Origin of the sequence: Streptomyces rubellomurinus (genome assembly GCF_000961885.1) — a bacterium.
Lineage (GTDB): Bacteria > Actinomycetota > Actinomycetes > Streptomycetales > Streptomycetaceae > Kitasatospora > Kitasatospora rubellomurina.
On the sequence record NZ_JZKH01000032.1, the window covers coordinates 63842 to 84022 of the forward strand.

The window sequence follows — 20181 nt, forward strand, 5'->3', positions numbered from 1 at the left end:
CCATGACTGCGAAGACGAACGAGCTGGTCGACGCCCTGCGGATGTCGATCAAGGACAACGAGCAACTCCGCAAGGAGAACCGGCAGCTGCGCACCCGCGCGTCCGAGCCGCTGGCGATCGTCGGGATGAGCTGCCGCTTCGGCGGCGGCGCGACCACCCCGGAGCTCCTGTGGGAGCTGCTGGCGCAGGGCCGCGACGCCCTGGTGCCGCTGCCCGAGGACCGCGGCTGGCAGGTCGACCGCCTCTACCACCCGGACCCGGACCACCCCGGCACCACGTACGCGAAGACCGGCGGATTCGTCGACGGGGTCGCGGACTTCGACGCCGACTTCTTCGGCATCGGCCCGCGCGAGGCGCTGGCGATGGACCCGGCCGCGCGACTCATCCTGGAGGGCGCGTGGGAGGCGTTCGAGCACGCCGGCATCGACCCGACGTCGCTGCGCGGCACCGACACCGGCGTCTTCTGCGGCGCCATCAGCTCCGAGTACGGCGCCACCATGCCGCCCGAGCTGGGCGGGTACCGGCTGGGCATCCTGACCAGCGTGCTGGCCGGGCGGATCTCGTACCTGCTGGGGCTGGAGGGCCCCGCGGTCACGGTGGACACCGCCTGCTCCTCCTCGCTGGTGGCGCTGCACCAGGCCGCGCAGGCGCTGCGCGCCGGTGAGTGCTCGATGGCGCTGGTCGGCGGCGTGACCGTGCTGTCCAGCCCGACCCTGCTGGTCGAGTTCAGCCGCCAGCGCGGGCTGGCCCCGGACGGCCGCTGCAAGGCGTACGCCGAGGAGGCGGACGGCACCGGCTTCGCCGACGGCTGCGGCCTCATCGTGCTGGAGCGGCTCTCCGACGCCCGGCGCAACGGGCACACCGTGCTGGCCGTCGTGCGCGGCAGCGCCGTCAACCAGGACGGCGCCAGCAACGGGCTGACGGCCCCGAGCGGCCCGGCCCAGGAGCGGGTGATCCGGGCGGCGCTGGCCACCTCGGGCCTGTCCCCGGCGGACGTGGACGCCGTGGAGGGCCACGGCACCGGAACGGAGCTCGGCGACCCAATCGAGGCGCACGCGCTGCTGCGCACCTACGGCCGGGAGCGGACCGACGGCCCGCTGTGGCTGGGGTCGATCAAGTCGAACATCGGGCACACCTCGGCGGCCGCCGGCATCGCCGGTGTGATCAAGATGGTGCTGGCGATGCGGCACGAGACGCTGCCCGCCACCCTGCACGCGGACACCCCGTCCTCGAACGTGGACTGGGAGAGCGGCCAGGTCGCCCTGCTGTCGCGCCCGCGGCCGTGGCGGCCGGGCGACCGGCCGCGGCGCGCGGGCGTCTCGTCCTTCGGGGTGAGCGGCACCAACGTGCACGTCATCCTGGAGGAGGCACCCTCGGCGTCCGAGCGGTCCGCCGACGCCGAGGCCGCGCCGCGCCCCGCGGGCATCGTGCCGGTCCTGCTGTCCGGCCGCACCGAGGCGGCGCTGCGGGCGCAGGCCGGACGGCTGCGCGAACACCTCGTGCAGCGGCCGGAGTTGACGCCGGCGGACATCGGCCTCTCGATGGCGACCACGCGCGCGCTGCTGGAGCGGCGCGCGGTGGTCCCGGCCGCCGACCGGGACGGGCTGGCGGCCGCGCTGGCCGCCCTGGCCGCCGGGGAGCCGGGAGCGGCCGAGGGCCGGGCCGTCGCCGGGAAGACGGCGGTGCTGTTCACCGGCCAGGGCTCCCAGCGGGCCCGGATGGGCTTCGACCTGGCGCGGGCGTACCCGGTGTTCGCCGCCGCGCTGGACGAGGTGTGCGCCGCGGCGGACCCGCTGCTCGGCCGGTCGCTGCGCGCGCTGCTGAACGCGGAGCCCGACTCCGCCGAGGCCGCGCTGCTGAACGCCACCGAGTACACGCAGGTGGCGCTGTTCGCCGTCGAGGTCGCGCTGTACCGGCTGGTCGAGTCGTTCGGGGTGCGCCCGGACTTCCTGATCGGGCACTCGGTGGGCGAGATCGCCGCGGCGCACGTCGCCGGGGTGCTCTCGCTGGCGGACGCCGCCGCCCTGGTGGTGGCGCGCGGCCGGCTGATGGGGGCGCTGCCCGGGGGCGGCGCGATGGTGGCCGTCCAGGCCACCGAGGAGGAGGTCCTCGCGACGCTGGGCGGCTACCAGGGCCGGCTGGAGATCGCCGCGGTGAACGGCCCGCGGGCGGTGGTGGTGTCCGGTGACGCCGACGCCGCCGAGGAGTGGCTGCCGGGCTTCGCGGACCGGAAGACCTCGCGACTGAAGGTGTCGCACGCCTTCCACTCGCCCCGGATGGAACCGATGCTGGCGGAGTTCGCCGCCGTCGCCCGGAAGTTGACGTTCAGCAAGCCGAAGCTCGCGGTCGTGTCGAACGTGACCGGCGAGCGGGTGACCGACGAGCTCACCGACCCGATGTACTGGGTGAAGCACGTCCGCCGCGCGGTGCGGTTCGCCGACGGCGTGCGGACCCTGTACCGGTCGGGCGTCCGGCGGTTCCTGGAGCTCGGCCCGGACGCGGTGCTGACCGCGATGGCCGGGCAGACCCTCGACGGCGCCGACGACGCCGTCCTGCTGCCGGCGCTGCGCGCGCGGCAGGACGAGGCCGAGACCTTCGCCCGCTTCCTCGGCGGGGCGCGGATCGCCGGCGTCGACGTCGACTGGGCGGCCTACTACGCCGGAACCGGGGCGGCCCGGGTGGACCTGCCGACGTACGCGTTCCAGCGCGAGCGGTTCTGGCTGGCGCCCGGCACCGGCTCGGCCGACGCGGCCGCGGCCGGCCAGGTCGGGGTGGACCACGCCGTCCTCACCGCCGCGGTGCCGGTGGCCGACCGCGACGAATGGGTGTTCACCGGGCGCGTCGCGGCCGGCACGCAGCCGTGGATCGCCGACCACGTCGTGCTCGGGGCGCTGGTGCTCCCCGGGACGGCGCTGGTCGACCTGGCGGTGACGGCCGGCACGGCGATCGGCTGCCCGGTGCTGGAGGAGCTGGAGATCGGCACGCAGCTGGTCCTCGGCGACGAGCCGCGCCTGGTCCAGGTGACCGTCGGCGCCGCCGATGCCGAGGGCCGCCGCGAGCTCGCCGTCTACTCGCGCGCCACCGCCTCGACCACCGCCGCCGACACCGCCGACGACCGCCCGGAGGCGGTCTGCCACGCGCGCGGCCGGCTCGGCGGCGCGGCGGCGACGCCGGTGCCCTTCGACGCGCAGTGGCCGCCGGCGGACGCCGAGCCCGTGCCCGTCGACGACCTGTACGCGCGCCTCGCGGAGGCCGGGCTCGACCTCGGCCCGCTGTTCCAGGGCGTGCAGGCCCTCTGGCGCCGGGGCTCGGAGGTCTTCGCCGAGATCGCCCTGCCCGACGACATCGACGGCACCGGCTACGGGCTCCACCCCGGGCTGTTCGACGCGGCGCTCCAGGGCGGCCTGCTCGACGTCGAGCCGGGCGCCGCCCCGAACCTGCCGGTCTCCTGGGCGAACGTGTCCTTCGGGACGGCCACCGCGGCCCGCGCCCGGGTCCGGGTCGTCACGGCGGACTCGGTGCTGCGGGTGGACGCGGTGGACCTCGACGGCGAGCCGCTGCTGTCGGTCGGCCGGGTCGGCTACCGCCCGGCGCCCGGACTCGACGGCGCGCTGCGGTCCGGCGCGGACACCCTGTTCGAGCCGGTCTGGACGCCGGTGGACGCGCAACCGTCCGCCGCGGCGCGGATCGCCGTCCTGGGCGAACTGGACGCCCCCGGCGAGAAGTTCGCCGATCTCGGCGCCCTGAAGGCGGCGCTGGCCGCCGGCGCGCAGCCGCCCACCCTGGTGCTGGCCCCGGTCCTGGCGGACGGCACCGAGGCCTCCGTCACCGGCGGGGTGCGGGAGCTGGCCGCGCGGACGATCGACACGCTGCGCGGCTGGCTGTCGAGCCCCCTGTCGGCCGACGCGCGACTGGTGCTGGTGACCCGCGGCGCGGTCGCGGCCGGCGGCGTGCTGCCCGACCCCGCGGCGGCGGCGGTCTGGGGCGCGGCCCGGGTCGCCCGGACGGAACACCCGGACACGGTGCTGCTCGTCGACCTCGACGAGCGGGGCCCGGCCGACTGGACCGTGCTCGGCGAGCTGGACGAGCCCGAACTGGCCGTCCGCGAGGGCGCGTTGCTCGCGCCCCGGCTCGCCCCCGCCGCCCCGGCCGAGGCCGCGGCGGTGCCCGACCCGGCCGGGACGGTCCTGGTCGCGTGCGGCCCGGGCGGTGCCGGCCCGGCGGTCGCCCGCCGGCTGGCCGAGCGGTACGGCGCCGGGCGGCTGCTGCTGGCCACCTTCGGCGGCCCCGACGAGGCCGTCGACGCGCTGGTCGCCGACCTGGCCGGCGCGGGCGCCCGCGCGGTGGCCTGTGACACCGTCGACGACCTCGCCGACGCGCTGTCCGCCCTGGACGGCCCGCTGAGCGCGGTCGTCCACGCCCCCGGGGCCGTCGCGGACGGCACCCTGGAGACGCACGACGGCGAGCAGCTCGACCGGGCCGTCGACGCGCGGCTCGACACCGCGCTGCGGCTGCGCGAGCTGACCGCCGGGCACGGCCCGGCCGCGTTCGCGCTGGTCTGCTCCGAGGCCGGGCTCCTCGGCACCGCCGGGAAGCTCGCCACCGCCGCCGCCGACGCGGCCCTGGACGCCCTCGGCCACCGGTGGCGCGCCGAGGGCCTGCCGGTGACCGCGCTGGCCTGGGACGCCTCCCCGGACGCCGCCGAACCGACCGAGCCCGCACGGCAGTTGGTGGACCGTCTGGGCGCGGCCGCGCCCGCCCTGCTCACGCCGCTCCGGCTGGACCTCGCCGAGCTGCGGGCCCGCGCCCAGCAGGGCACGCTGGCCCCGCTGCTGCGCGGACTGGTCCGCACGCCCGCCCGCCGCGGCCGGGCCGGCGGCTCGCTGGCGCGCACGCTCGCCCAGACCCCCGAGGCGGACCGCGTGCGGGTCGTGCTCGACCTGGTGCGCGCGCAGGTCGCCGCCGTCCTCGGGCACGACACCCACACCGCGATCGACCCCGAGCGCCCGTTCAAGGACGTCGGCCTCGACTCCATGGGCGCCGTCGAGCTGCGCAACCGGCTGACCCGGGTCACCGGCCTGCGGCTGTCGGCGACCATGGTCTTCGACCACCCGACCCCGGCGGCGATCGCCCGGCTGATCGTCGGCGAGCTCGCCGAGGCCTCCGACACCCCGCGCCCGGTGGTGCGCTCGCGCCGCGGCGCGGTCGACGAGCCGCTGGCGATCGTCGGGATGAGCTGCCGGTACCCCGGCGGGGTGAACTCGCCGGACGACCTGTGGCAGCTGGTGGCCGCCGGCGGGAACGGCATGGTCGGATTCCCGACCGACCGCGACTGGAACATCGACGAGCTGTACCACCCGGACCCCGAGCACCCCGGCACCACGTACGCCCGGATCGGCGGGTTCGTGAAGGGCGCGGGCGACTTCGATGCCGGCTTCTTCGGCATCGGCCCGCACGAGGCCCGGGCCATGGACCCCCAGCAGCGCTGGCTGCTGGAGGGCGCGTGGGAGGCGTTCGAGAACGCCGGCATCGACCCGACCTCGCTGCGCGGCACCGACACCGGTGTGTACTGCGGTGCGGTCAACCCGGACTACGGCGTCGGCATGCCGCCGGAGCTGGAGCAGTTCCACATGACCGGCGTGATGTCGAGCGTGCTGTCCGGCCGGATCTCGTACACCCTCGGCCTGGAGGGCCCGGCGGTCACCGTCGACACGGCCTGCTCCGCGTCCCTGGTGGCGCTGCACCTGGCCATGCAGGCGCTGCGGGCGGGCGAGTGCTCGCTCGCCCTGGCCGGCGGCGTGACCGTGATGGCCACCCCGACCGCCCTGTCCGACACCGCGCGCATCCACGGCCTGTCCCCGGACGGCCTGTGCAAGGCGTTCTCGGCGACCGCGGACGGCACGTCCTTCTCGGACGGCATGGGCCTGCTCGTGCTGGAACGGCTCTCGGACGCCCGCCGCAACGGCCACCAGGTGCTGGCCGTGCTGCGCGGCAGCGCGATCAACCAGGACGGCGCCAGCAACGGCCTGACCGCGCCGAACGGCCCCTCCCAGGAGCGGGTGATCCGGGCGGCCCTGGCCGCCTCGGACCTGGAGCCGGCGCAGGTGGACGCGGTCGAGGCGCACGGCACCGGCACCTCGCTGGGCGACCCGATCGAGGCGCACGCGCTGCTGGCCACCTACGGCCAGGACCGCACCCGGGGCCCGCTGTGGCTGGGCTCGCTCAAGTCGAACATCGGGCACTCCGGCCCCGCGGCCGGCGTCGGCGGCGTCATCAAGATGGTCCAGGCGCTGCGGCACGAGACGCTGCCGCGCACGCTGCACGTGACCGAGCCGTCCCCGCACATCGACTGGGAGGCCGGCGAGGTCGAACTGCTGCTCACCGAGCGGCCCTGGAAGAGCGACGGCGAGCCGCGCCGGGCCGGCATCTCGGCCTTCGGTCTGAGCGGCACCAACGCCCACGTGATCCTGGAGGAGGCCCCGGCGCCGGATCCGGTCGCGCCGGTCACCGGCGAGCGGCCGCCCGCCGTCCCGGTGCTGCTCTCGGCCCGTACCCGGCCCGCGCTGCGGGCGCAGGCCGAGCGGCTGCACGCCGCGCTGCTCGCCGACCCGGGCCTCGACCCGGTCGACGTCGCCTTCTCGACGGCGACGACCCGCGCGGCCCTGCCGCGGCGGGCCGCGGTCGCGGCCCGGGACCGGGACGAACTGCTCGACGGGCTGGCGGCGCTGGCCGGCGACGGGGCGGCCGAGCACACCGTCGACGGCCGGGTGCTGGACGGCAAGACGGTGTTCGTCTTCCCCGGCCACGGCTCGCACTGGACCGGGATGGCGGTGCGGCTGCTGGACACCGCGCCGGTGTTCGCGGAGCAGATCGCGGCCTGCGCGAAGGCGCTCGAACCGCACGTGGACTGGAACCTGGAGGACGTGCTGCGCGGCGCGCCGGGCGCGCCGTCGCTGGAGGCGGTCGACGGGGCCGTCCCGTGGAACGTGCTGCAGCCGACGATGTTCTCGGTGATGGTCTCGCTGGCCGCGCTGTGGCGGGCCCACGGCGTGGAGCCGGACGTGATCGTCGGCCACTCGCAGGGCGAGGTCGCCGCCGCCTACACGGCCGGCGCGCTGTCCCTGGAGGACGCCGTCCTGATCGTGGTGATGCGCAACCGGCTCGCGAGCGAGCTGCTGCCGAACGACGAGGGGCTGCTCTGGATCGGCGCCTCGGACGCCGAGGTCGCCCGGCGGGTCGCCGCCCACGGCGGCCGGGCCGAGGTCGCCGTGGTGAACAGCCCGGTCTCCGTGGTGCTCGCCGGTGACGGCGACGTCCTGGAGCTGGTGCGGGCCGAGTGCGAGCGCGACGGCGTGCGGACCCGCGCGCTCGGCTCGGGCTTCGCCTCGCACACCACCGCGGTCGAGGCGATGGAGAGCGAGCTGGTGGCGTCCCTGGCGTCGGTGGCGCCCCGGGCGAGCCGGGTCCCGTTCTACTCCACGGCGGTCGACGGGTTCGTCGACACCACCGGCCTGGACGCGGCCTACTGGTACCGCAACGTCCGCAACCAGGTCGGCTTCGAGGCCGCGGTCTGCGCGCTGATCGACGACGGCGCGACGCGCTTCGTGGAGGTCTCGCCGCACCCGGTGCTGTCGACCGCGATCGAGCAGACCGCCACCGCCCACGACGCCGAGGGCCGGGTCGCCACGGTGGCGACGATCGGCACGCTCCGGCGCGACGAGGGCGGCCTGGACCGCTTCGCGCTGTCGCTGGCCGAGGCGCACACGGCCGGCATCGAGGTGGACTGGGACGCCTTCTACGCCGGGACCGGCGCCACCCGGGTGCCGCTGCCGACCTACGCGTTCCAGCACAAGCGGTACTGGCTGGCGCCGGGCGTGTCCGGACCGGCGGCCCAGGGCGCGGCCCAGCCAGCCGAGCAGCACGACGAGGACGCGGACGACCGCGGCGGCGCGCTGGTGCGGCAGTTGGCCGCGGTGCCCGCGCAGGAGCGCGAGGCTCTGGCGCAGCGGGTGGTCCGGGCGCAGGTCGCGGCCGTTCTCGGGCACGAGTCCGGCGACGCGGTCGAGGTCGACCAGGGCTTCTGGGAGATGGGGTTCAACTCGGTCGGCGTGGTCCGGCTGTGCAACCGCCTGAACCGGGTGACCGGCGTGCAGGTGGCGTCGACCGTGGTCTTCGAGCACCCCGACGCCGTGGGCCTGGCCCGCTGGCTCGTCCGGCACCTGGCGGACGAGGTGGCGGCGGCCGAGGCCGACCCCCGGTCCGGAGAGTCCGGCGGGTCCGGCGGGTCGGGCGAGTCCGGCCGGCCGCCCGCACCGGCCGCACCGGCCGGTTCCGCCACCGGCGGGACCCCGGCCGTCCGTTCCGACCAGGAGGGCCGCGGCACCTTCACCGCGCTGGTCCGCCACGCCCACGCCGGGGGCGAGCTCGGCCGGGCGATGAGCTGGCTGATGGAGGCCTCCCGGTTCCGCCCCGCCTTCACCTCGCCGCAGGAGCTGCCGCAGGGCAGCGGACGCGTGGTGCGGCTCGCCAAGGGCGATCCGGCGCAGCCGGCCGTCGTCTGCGTGCCGTCGTTCGCGGTCGGCTCGGGCCCGCACCTGTTCCTGGCGCTCGCCCAGGGCCTGCGCGGCCGGGACGTGTACTCCTGCTCGCTGCCCGGCTTCCGCGAGGACGAGCCGCTGCCCGGGGCCTGGGACACCGTCATCGGGATGCTCGCGGACGGGATCCGGCAGGCCGTCGGCGACGCCGAGGTGGTGCTCGTCGGGTACTCCATCGGCGGCGCCGTCGCGCACGCGCTGGCCGCCGAGCTCGAGCGCACCGGTCGGGCCGCGGCGGGCCTGGTGCTGCTCGACTCGCCGGACCCGAAGGCCGTCGTCGAGGACGGCGGCGCCGCGTTCGAGTCGAGCATGGACGCGCTGCTCAACGGCGGTCGCGACCTCGCCTTCGACGACTCCGGCTGGCTGGCGATGGGCGCCTACCTGCGCCTGCTGGCGGAGCGCGAGGACACCGGCATCGAGACCCCGCGGCTGTACGTGCGGGCCGGCGACACGCACTCCTGGCCCGCGTGGGACCTCGGCGGCGACCTGCTGCGGCTCGACGCCGGTCACTTCGACCTGATCAACGACCCGAAGTGCGCCCAGGCCGTCGAGATGTGGGTCCGGGGCGGATTCTCTGCCGACTCAGCTGTGTACGACAAGGAGAAGTGATGAACCCCGACGCGAACGACGTGGCGGCCGAGCACGGCGGCGGCCGCTGCCCGGTCGACCACACCGCGAAGCCGGCGGAGACGACGGTGATCCCGTCCTCGCAGGTGCCCGGGCCGAGCCTGGGCCAGCGCGAGCAGCTCGCCCAGTGGGCCCAGAACCGCACCGCGTTCCTGAACGAGTGCAAGCGGCTGTACGGCTCCAAGTTCAAGCTGGGCTTCGTGCCGGGCGTCGAGTTCTTCATCCTCACCGACCCGGACGAGGTGAAGGCCGTCTTCCAGGCGCCGCGCACCAGCCTGCACTGCGGCACCTCGAACGGCGCGCTGGAGAAGTTCTTCGGCCACACCGGGCTCGCCTTCCTCGACGAGGGCGAGCACCTGGCCCGCCGCAAGGCGCTCACCCGCAGCTTCAAGGGCGCCGCCTTCAACCGGATCACCGAAGCGGTGGAGCAGATCACGGTGGACGCGGTCGCGCAGTGGCCGCGCGACGAGGACGTCGACATGCACCCGCTGGTGCACCGCTGGGCGATGAACGTCATCCGCGAGGTCGTGTTCGGCCGAGTGGTCCCGAGCAACTGGCCCCAGCTGCTCGACGGGCTGATGGACCTGCTGGAGATCAACACCTACCCCACCGCGATGATCATGTTCGACCGGTGGTCGCCGGCGAAGAAGCGGCTGATGAAGCGGCGCCCCGGCACCGGCGTCAAGGACTTCTGGCGCAACCGCCCCCGGGTCGACGCGCTGATCGCCGAGGCGGTGGCCGAGCGCCTTGAGGTCGGCGAGCTCGGCAACGACATGCTGTCGGTCCTGCTCGGCATCACCCACGAGGACGGCACGACGCTGTCCGGCGTGGAGCTGCGCGACGAGATCATGACGATGTTCGTCGCCGGCACCGTGACGACCGTGTCCGCGGTCTGCTGGTCGATCGAGCACTTCTCCCGGGACCCGGAGCGGCTCGCCAAGCTGCGGGCCGAGATCGCCGAGGGGTCCTCGGAGTACCTCACCGCCGCCGCGCACGAGGTGCTGCGCAAGAACCCGCCGCTGCCGAACAACCTGGCCCGCCAGGTCATGGAGCCGATCGTGATCGGCAACGTGCGCTACGAGCCCGGCCAACTGCTGGTCCCCAGCGCCGAGTTGATGAACAACGACCCGGAGCGCTACCCCGAGCCGGACGAGTTCCGCCCGGAGCGGTTCCTCGGCGTGCAGCCGGGCCAGTACACCTGGATCCCGTTCGGCGGCGGGCACACCCGCTGCATGGGCGACCAGATCGCGATCCACGAGATCAGGACCATGCTGCGCGAGCTGGTGACCAACGTCGACTTCGAGCGGGTCGAGGAGGACCCGGCGAAGGCGGTCCCGCGCGGCCCCGTCGTGGTGCCCCAGCGCGGTCCGCGGATGGTGCTGCGCCCCCGGACCGCGGTGGCGGCCGGGCACTGACCGCGGATACCCACAGAACCGAGGAGATACCCTTGTCCGTCCCCTTCACGACCGGCGTGCACCAGCTCGCGCCGCAGACCTTCGCCTACCTGCAGGGCAGTTGTGCCACCGGCTTCGGCAACGCGGGCCTGGTGCACAGCGGCGAAGAGGCGCTGCTCGTCGACACCCTGTTCTCCGTCCCGCAGACCCGGGACATGCTGTCCGCCATCGCCCGGGCGGTGCCCACCGTCGACATCTGCTGGGTCGTCAACACCCACCACGACGGCGACCACTGGTGGGGCAACCAGCTCGTCGGCGACGCCATGATCGTGTCCTCCACGGCCGCCGCGCGGGCGATGCGCCACGCCGGCCCGGAGACCACCTCCCCGCTGCTGGCCCCCGACGCCGACCCCCGGCTGCGCAAGCACCTGGAGCCGTTCGACTTCTCCGGCATCACCCCGACCTACCCGACGATCACCTTCAACGGCGAGCTCGAACTGACCGTGGGCCAGCGGGTCGTGCGACTGATCGAGGCCGGCCCGGCGCACACCGTCGGCGACGTCATCGTCCACGTCCCCGACACGAAGGTCGTGTACGCCGGCGACCTGCTCATGTTCGGCACCCACGGGGTCATCCACTCCGGGCCGATCGACAACTGCATCCGCGCCTGCGACACGATCATCGAGCTCGACCCCGAGTTCGTCGTCCCCGGCCACGGCCCGGTCGGCGGCAAGCAGGACGTCGTCCGGATCCGCGAGCAGCTGGAGCAGCTGAAGCTCCAGGCCACCGCCGCCCACCAGCAGGGCAAGTCCGCGCTGGAGGCCGCCCGCGAGTTCGACCTCACCGGGTTCGAGGGCCTGGAGAACGCCGAGCGCCTGGTCCTCAACATCGGTGCCGTCTACCGCGAGCTCAACGGCGACGGCACGCCGGGACCGCTGGAGTGCCTGCACCACATGGTGGAGCTGGAGGAATCCCCGAAGGCCGAGGTGACGGCGTGACGACCCGGAGCACCGCGCCCCGGATGGCGCTCGCCCCCGCCGAGCAGCTCCGTCCGCTGCTCGGCATGCCCGCCGAGGTCCAGACCGACCCGGACGGCCCGCTGGCGCACATGGTCGGCAATCCGGTGCCCAACGTCCTGGGCGTGATCGGCAACCACCCGGCGCTGCTGACCGGGATGAACCCGATGCTCTCCGCGCTCGGCCAGGGCAAGCTGCCGCTGCGCGACCGGGAGCTGATGGTGCTGCGGGTCGGCTACCTCCTGCAGTCCCGCTACGAGTGGGCCCACCACGTGGCCATCGGCTCCAAGGCCGGCATCTCCGAGGAGGAGATCGCCCGCGTCCCGGCCGGCCCGGACGCCGCCGGCTGGTCCGCGCACGACGCCGCCCTGCTGCGGGCGGTCGACGAGCTGCGCGGCCCGGACGCCGCACTGTCCGACCGGACGTGGCAGCAGCTGTCGTCCGCGTACGACAACGAGCAGCTGCTGGAAGTGCTGGCGCTCATCGGCGCGTACTCGATGCTCGCCTACATCCTGAAGTCCTGCGACGTCCCGCTCGAGGACTGGTTCACCGACCCCGCCGACCTCCCCAGACCCTGAGACTCCGCCGACCGGTTCCGTGCCCCCGCACGGAACCGGGGCGGTACGGCCGCCGCGCGCCGCACCGCACCGATCAGTGGAAGTGATTCTCAGGGAGGGCAAGGAAGATGACCCAGTTCGGGGGACCCGTGCGGGAAGAGACCATCGGAACCGACTTCTTCGACGATCCGCACAAGTACTACCGTCGCTGGCGCGCCAAGGGCCCCGTCCTGCGGGTCCGTCGGCCCAACGGTCTGCCGCACTGGCTGATCATCGGCTACGACGAGGCCCGGACCGCGCTCGCGGACCCTCGGATGCGCAAGAACGTCACCGATCTGTACGAGATCCTGCGCCGCGTCGCCCCGGACGGGCGCGGCGCCGGCGCCTCGGAACTGCTCAACTCGCACATGCTGAACAGCGACGCGCCCGAGCACACCCGGCTGCGCAAGCTCGTCGGCCGGGAGTTCACCGGCCGACGGGTCGCCGCCCTGCGGCCGCGCATCGAGCACATCACCAAGGGCCTGCTCGACCAGCTGGAGGGCCGGGAGCAGGTCGACCTGATCGAGGCGCTGGCGGCGCCGCTGCCGGTCGTGGTGATCTGCGAGCTGCTCGGCGTGCCGTTCGACGACCGGGAGAAGTTCCAGGAGTGGTCCAGGATCCTGCTGGACGCCGACCCGGACCTCGACATGGCCGCCGTCTCGCAGCAGATGACCGACTACCTGACCGCGCTGCTGGAGGCCAAGCGGGCCGCCCCCGGTGACGACCTGCTGTCCGGGCTGATCGCCGACAGCGAGGACGGCGACCGGCTCAGCACGGACGAGCTGATCGGGATGGCCTTCCTGCTGCTGGTCGCCGGGCACGAGACGTCGCTGCACCTGATCGCCAACGGCGTCTACATGATGCTGCGGGACCGCGAGGCGATGGACGCGCTGCGGGCCCACCCGGACCGGATCCCCGCCGCGACCGAGGAGGTGCTGCGCCGCTTCGGGCCGGTCGGCTGGGCGACGATGCGGTACACCAGCGAGGCCGTGAGCCTCGGCGGCGTCACCATCCCGGCCGGCGAGCTGGTGTGCGTCTCGCTCGACGCCGCCAACCACGACCCCGAGTACAACGAGGACCCGCCCCGGCTGCACGAGGTGGACGAGAGCCCCAAGCACCTGGCCTTCGGGCACGGCATCCACTTCTGCCTCGGCGCCCCGCTGGGCCGACTGGAGGCGAACGTCGCGTTCACCCAGCTGCTGCAGCGGTTCGGTGACCTGCGACTGGCCGATCCCGACTACTTCCCGGATTGGCGGATCGGCTTCATGCGCGGTTTCGGCTCCCTGCCGGTGCGCCTGAAGTGAGCGCGAGAGACCAGCAAGCACTGCACTGAGCCAGCAAGCACTGCACTGAGGAAGACGTCATGACTGAAGCGATCCACAAGCAACGACTGTTCGAACTGGCCTTCGGCCACATGGCCATGCAGACGGTGTCCACCGCGGCCCGGCTGGGCGTGGCCGACGTGCTCGGCGACGGCGAGCGGACCGGCGCCGAGCTGGCCGCCGAGCTCGGCACGGACCCGGCGGTCACCACCCAGCTGTGCAGTGCGCTCGCCGCGTTCGGGGTCCTGGCCCAGGCGGAATCCGGCGCGTTCCGGCTCACCGAGGTCGGCGCCCTGCTGCGGACCGACCGCCCCGACTCGCTGAATTCCTTCACCCGGATGTTCACCGATCCGGCGATCCAGGCGGCCTGGCGCGAGCTCGACACCGCCGTCCGCACCGGCGGCTCCACCTTCGGCGCCGTCTTCGGGCAGCCGTTCTTCGCGTACGTCGCGGGCGACCCGGAACTGTCGCAGCACTTCCCCGCCACCCTGCGGCAGAGCGCCCTGCAGACCGCGGAGGCGCTGCCGCGGCACTACGACTTCGGCGCTTTCAAGACCGTCGCCGACATCGCCGGCGGGAACGGCGCGCTGCTCGCCGCCGTCCTCACCGCCAATCCCGGTCTGCGCGGCATCGTGCACGACGCCGCCCCCGCGGTCGCCCCGGCCGAGGAGGTCCTGGCGGCGGCCGGAGTCGCCGACCGCTGCACCGTGGTCGCCGGCGACGTCGCGGCCGAGGTGCCCGCCGGCGCCGACCTCTACCTGGTCAGGAACGTCCTGCACTACGCCGACGACGAGCGGGCCGTCACGATCCTCGGCAACGTCCGGCGGGTGATCCCCCCGCACGGCCGGCTGCTCATCGTGGACCCGGTCATGCCCGACACCGTGGACGGCTCCCTGCCGAACACGATGTACCTCAGCGACATCCACATGCAGCTGGTCGGCTCCCGCCGGGGACGCACCAAGGCCGAGTTCGAGGCCCTCCTCGTGCGGGCCGGCTTCACCCCGGCCGCGTTCTCGCTGCTGCCCGCCCCGATGGCCTTCTCGCTGATCGAGGCCGTCCCCGGAGGCAACGAGGGCTGACGACGGACGGGCGACGGCCAGGGCCGTCGGTCCGACTTCCCGCTCGCGTTCCGTTCCGTACCGCGCAGACCCACCGCGCGGAAACGGGACGGAACGCGAGCGGTTTCGTTTATCTCGGTTCGGCATCAACGCCCTTGCCACCGGCGGGATTCGGTCGTACCGGAACTGCGCGGCACGGGACGGGCGAGCGCCCCGAAGCGCCTTTACCACGGCAATGTTTCCGATCTGGTCCAGTCCACTGACCAGAAGCTGACAGCGATGTTGGTCACGTCGCGGCAGGGCGGACTTCACCTGGGCCTCCCCGTCGAACAGGCGCGTTGTGCCGTTCGCACAGGGTCTTCTCGTCGTTTTCCGGAGCCCGCCGGAGTCACTGTCCGAACCGGATCGACCGGCCGTCCGGCCGCATCACGAACTATCTGACCAGTTCCTGCCTTCTTGACATTGGCAGGTTGCGGACAATGCCCTCTTGACGGCACACGAAGGTGCGTACTGTCACTCGCGGGCCTGCTGACACTCGGCCCATGACGGGGAATTGCCATGCGCCGGGGGGATCGGCATGGCGGGGGACTGCCGGCCCGACGGCGTGCCGGCGGCCGGGTGGCCGCGTCGATCGGTCACTGGCCGACGCCCTGATCCGGGCGGCCCGCACCAGCGTGGCGTGAGAGCAGTCGAGGACCTGGTTGCCGCTGTGCGCCCAGGCGTGAAGGAGTAGGCATGGCCGCCGATCAGAAGGACATCGTCGGGGCCCTCCGGCAGTCGCTCAAGGAAACCGAGCGCCTCCGGCGGCAGAACCAGCAGCTTCTGGACCGTGCGGGCGAGCCACTGGCGATCGTCGGCATGAGCTGCCGCTTCCCGGGCGGGGTGACCTCGCCGGAGGAGCTGTGGGAGCTGCTCGCGAAGGAGCGCGTCGGGATCTCCGAGTTCCCGGACGACCGCGGCTGGGACCTTGAGCGGCTCTACGACCCGGACCCGGACCACCCGGGCACCTCCTACACGCGCAGCGGCGGATTCGTCGACCGCGTCGGCGAGTTCGACGCCGAGTTCTTCGGCATCTCGCCGCGCGAGGCGCTCGCGATGGACCCGCAGCAGCGGCTGCTGCTGGAGACCGCCTGGGAGGCGTTCGAGGACGCCGGCATCGACCCGCTGACCCTCAAGGGCAGCGACACCGGCGTCTTCTGCGGCGTGATGTTCCAGGACTACGGCTTCGTCGCGGGCATGAGCGACCGCAGCGCCGAGATCGAGGGCTACCTCCCGACCGCCGCCGCCGGCAGCGTCGCCTCCGGCCGGATCAGCTACACCTTCGGCTTCGAGGGGCCCGCGGTGTCGGTGGACACCGCCTGCTCCTCCTCGCTCGTCGCCGTGGACCTGGCGGCCAAGTCCCTGCGCGCGCGTGAGTGTTCGCTGGCGCTGGTCGGCGGCGTCACCGTGCACCCGCGGCCGAACAACTTCATCGAGTTCAGCCGGCAGCGGGCGCTGTCGGTGGACGGGCTGTGCAAGGCGTACGCGGCCGCCGCGGACGGCGTGGCCTGGGGCGAGGGCTCCGGCCTGCTGCTGCTGGAGCGGCTGTCGGACGCCCGCCGCAACGGCCACCGCGTGCTGGCCGTGGTGCGCGGCACCGCGGTCAACCAGGACGGCGCCAGCAACGGCCTGACCGCGCCGAACGGCCCCTCGCAGGAGCGCGTCATCCGGCAGGCCCTGGCGAACGCCGGGCTCAAGGCCGCCGACGTGGACGCCGTCGAGGGCCACGGCACCGGCACCACGCTCGGTGACCCGATCGAGGCGGAGGCGCTGCTGGCGACCTACGGGCGCGAGCGGACCGACGGCCCGCTGCGGCTCGGCTCGATCAAGTCCAACATCGGCCACACCATGGCCGCGGCCGGCGTGGCCGGCGTGATCAAGATGGTCCTGGCGATGCAGAACGAGGTGCTGCCCGCCACGCTGCACGTGGACGCGCCCTCGCCGCACGTCGACTGGGAGTCCGGCCAGGTCGAGCTGCTGACCGAGGCGCAGAAGTGGCCGGCCTCGGAGCGGCCGCGGCGCGCGGGCGTGTCCTCGTTCGGGATCAGCGGCACCAACGCGCACGTCATCCTGGAGGAGGCGCCGGTCGCGGAGCCGACCCCGGACGAGGACGCCCGGGTGGCGCCGACCGTGACGCCGGTGCTGCTCTCCGCCCGGAGCGAGGCGGCGCTGCGCGAGCAGGCCGACCGCATCCGGGCCCGCATGATCGCCCGGCCGGACATCTCCGTCCTGGACATCGGCTTCTCCTCGGTGACGACGCGCGCGCAGCTGGAGCACCGCGCGGTCGTGGTGGCCCCGGACCGCGGCGCGCTGCTGAGCGGCCTGGCCGCCCTCACCGCGGCCGACCCGGCGGCGAACGTGCTGGAGGGCCGGCCGGGCAACGGCAAGGCCGTCTTCGTCTTCCCCGGCCAGGGCGCGCAGTGGGTCGGCATGGCCGTCGAACTGCTGGACTCCTCGCCGGTGTTCGCCGAGTCGGTCGCGGCCTGCGGTGCGGCGCTGGCCGAGTTCGTCGACTGGAACCTGGAGGACGTCCTGCGCGGCGCCGAGGGCGCCCCCTCGTACGAGCGGGTGGACGTCGTGCAGCCCGCGCTGTGGGCCGTGATGGTGTCGCTGGCGGCGCTGTGGCGCTCGTACGGCGTCGAGCCCTCGGCCGTGGTCGGGCACTCGCAGGGCGAGATCGCCGCCGCGTGCGTCGCGGGCGGGCTGTCGCTGCGCGACGGCGCCCGGGTCGTGGCGCTGCGCAGCCGGCTGGTCCTGGACCGGCTGGCGGGCCGGGGCGGCATGGTCTCGGTGGCGCTGCCGGTGGAACGCGCCGAGGAGCTCCTCCAGCCGTACCAGGGCCGGATCTCGGTCGCCGCGGTGAACGGCCCCGCGACCGTGGTCATCGCCGGTGAGGTCGCCGCGCTGGACGAGATGATCGCCGGCTGCGAGCGCGACGGCATCCGCGCCCGCAAGGTCAACGTGGACTACGCCTCGCACTCGGCGCAGGTCGAGGCCATCGAGGCGGAACTGCTGGAGGTGCTGGCGCCGATCGCGCCGGTCTCCGGGACGATCCCGTTCTACTCGACCGCCACCGGCGGCTTCATCGACACCCGGACGCTGGACGCCCGGTACTGGTACGGGAACCTGCGCGGCCGGGTCGGCTTCGAGCCGGCCCTGCGGGCGGTGATCGACACCGGGGTGTCCTTCTTCGTCGAGGTGTCCCCGCACCCGGTGCTGACCATGGCCGTCGAGGAGACGGCCCAGGCCCACGGCGCCCAGGACCGCGTAGGCGTGGTCGGATCGCTGCGTCGCGAGGAGGGCGGGCTGCAGCGCTTCGCGACCTCGCTCGGCGCCGCCCACGTGAACGGCGTGGCCGTCGACTGGCGGGCGTTCTTCGCCGCCAGCGGCGCCCAGCAGGTGCAGCTGCCGACCTACGCGTTCCAGCGCGAACGCTTCTGGCTCACCCCCAGCGCCGGTTCCGGGGACGCCTCGGCGGCCGGCCTCGGCCGGGTCGAGCACCCCGTCCTGGCCGCCGCCGCCCAGCTCGGCGACCGCGACGAATGGCTGTTCACCGGCCGCCTGTCGATCGACACCCAGCCCTGGACCCGCGACCACGTCGTCTTCGGCATGGTCCTCGTCCCCGGCACCGCCCTGGTCGAGATGGCCCTCACCGCCGGCGACACCGTCTGCTGCCCCGTCCTGGACGAGCTGGTCATCGAGGCCCCGCTCCTCCTCGACGAGGGCACCGCGCGGCACGTCCAGGTCACCGTGGGCCAGCCCGGCGAGGACGGCCGCCGCGAGGTCGCCGTCTTCTCCCGCCCCGAGACCGGCGGCCAGGACGGCCAGGACGACCGGCCGGACACCACCTGCCACGCCCGCGGCTGGCTCACCGCCGACACCGACGCCCCGGCCCCGTTCCCGGCGCAGTGGCCCCCGGTCGGCGCCCAGCCCGTCCCCGTCGAATCGCTCTACCCGCGGCTGGCCGACCTCGGCCTGGACTACGGGCCGCTGTTCCAGGGCGTGCAGGCCGCGTGGCGCAGCGGCACCGAGGTGTACGCCGAGGTGGCGCTGCCCGACGACGCCGGAACCGAGGGCTTCGGCGTCCACCCGGCGCTGTTCGACGCCGCGCTGCACGGCGTGATGCTGGACAAGGACGCCGGATCGTCGGTCGACCTGCCGTTCTCCTGGTCGGGCGTGCGGCTCGGCCGGGCCGGCCTCACCCGGGCCCGGGTGCGGATCGGCTCGGCGGGCGAGTCCGCCGTGCGGATCGACGCGGTCGACGACAGCGGCGCCATGGTGGTGACGGTCGGCGCCCTCGCCCTGCGCCCGACCGACCCGGCGCAGCTCGAGAGCGCCCAGCGCGGCCGGCAGAACCCGCTGTTCCAGGTCGACTGGGCCCCGGTGACGCCCGAGTCCGCGAAGCCGGTGCGGCTGGCCGTCCTCGGCTCGTCGCCGGCCCTCGACGGCCTGGCGGGCGAGGCCGAGCGGTTCGCGGACCTGGACGCCCTGGAGAAGGCCGTCGCCGATGGCGCGGCCGCGCCGGAGGCGGTCCTCGCCGGCTTCGACGGCCCGGGGTCCGACGGCCCGGCCCCGGCGGCGGGTACGGCGGAGGCCGTGCTGGCGACCGCCGGGCAGGCGCTGGAGCTGGTGCAGCGCTGGCTGGCGAGCGAGTGGCTGGGCGAGGCCCGGCTGGTCGTGGTGACCCGGGGCGGCGTCGCGGTGGGCGACGAGGCTCCCGATCTGGCGCAGTCCCCGGTGTGGGGCCTGGTGCGCAGCGCCCAGTCCGAGCACCCGGGCCGCTTCGTGCTGGTGGACCTCGACGGCCCGGACGGCGGCGAGGAGCCCCAGTGGGGGGCCCTCCTCGACCTCGACGAGCCGCAACTCGCCCTGCGCGAGGGCCGGTTGGTCGCGCCGCGACTCGGTCGTACGCCCGCGGCGGCGGCCGACGACCTGTGGCGGCTGGCGATCACCCGGAAGGGCTCGCTGGAGAACCTGGCGATCGTCCCGTCCGAGGCCGGCCGGCCGCTGGGCGCGGGCGAGGTGCGGATCGGGGTGCGGGCCGCCGGCCTGAACTTCCGTGACGTGCTGATCGCGCTCGGGATGTACCCGGGTGAGGCGCCGCTGGGCAGCGAGGCGGCCGGCGTGGTGCTGGAGGTCGGCTCCGGGGTGACCGACCTGGCGCCGGGCGACCGGGTGTTCGGCCTGGTCACCGACGCGTTCGGGCCGGTGACGGTGGCCGACCGGCGGACGGTCGCGCCGATGCCGGCCGGTCTGAGCTTCGCCGAGGCGGCGGCCATCCCCGTCGTCTACCTGACCGCCTACTACGGCCTGGTCGACCTGGCCGACCTGCGCGCGGGCGAGAAGCTGCTGGTGCACGCGGCCGCCGGCGGTGTCGGCATGGCCGCGATCCAGCTGGCGCACCACTTCGGCGCGGAGGTGTTCGCCACCGCCAGCCCCGCCAAGTGGGACGCCGTGCGGGCGCTGGACGTGCCCACCGAGCGGATCGCCAACTCGCGCGACCTGGGCTTCCGCGACGCGTTCCGGGAGGCCACC

At 74.5% G+C, this 20181-nt stretch carries 6 protein-coding genes and 1 pseudogene; all 7 read left to right on the forward strand.

Features of this window, described 5'->3' with window-relative positions:
- Positions 1–2 precede the first annotated feature (2 nt).
- A complete protein-coding gene (locus VM95_RS17480) occupies positions 3–9203 on the forward strand; it encodes a type I polyketide synthase (RefSeq protein ID WP_052707418.1) in 9201 nt (3066 codons plus the stop codon).
- Positions 9203–10636 (forward strand): cytochrome P450, encoded by a 1434-nt coding sequence (locus VM95_RS17490; RefSeq protein WP_045697725.1) that lies wholly within the window; start codon positions 9203–9205, stop codon positions 10634–10636. Before VM95_RS17480 ends, VM95_RS17490 begins: the two co-directional genes overlap by 1 nt.
- A gap of 32 nt (positions 10637–10668) precedes the next feature.
- Positions 10669–11613 (forward strand): MBL fold metallo-hydrolase, encoded by a 945-nt coding sequence (locus tag VM95_RS17495; RefSeq protein ID WP_052707419.1) that lies wholly within the window; start codon positions 10669–10671, stop codon positions 11611–11613.
- Positions 11610–12209, forward strand: a complete 600-nt coding sequence (locus tag VM95_RS17500) for a carboxymuconolactone decarboxylase family protein (RefSeq protein ID WP_052707420.1) — start codon at positions 11610–11612, stop codon at positions 12207–12209. Before VM95_RS17495 ends, VM95_RS17500 begins: the two co-directional genes overlap by 4 nt.
- Positions 12210–12316: 107 nt before the next feature.
- A complete protein-coding gene (locus tag VM95_RS17505) occupies positions 12317–13531 on the forward strand; it encodes a cytochrome P450 family protein (protein WP_045697730.1) in 1215 nt (404 codons plus the stop codon).
- Between the two features lie 59 nt (positions 13532–13590).
- Positions 13591–14628, forward strand: a complete 1038-nt coding sequence (locus tag VM95_RS17510; protein WP_045697732.1) for a methyltransferase — start codon at positions 13591–13593, stop codon at positions 14626–14628.
- A gap of 735 nt (positions 14629–15363) precedes the next feature.
- Positions 15364–20181 (forward strand): annotated as a pseudogene (locus VM95_RS17515) (beta-ketoacyl synthase N-terminal-like domain-containing protein); the annotation flags it as partial.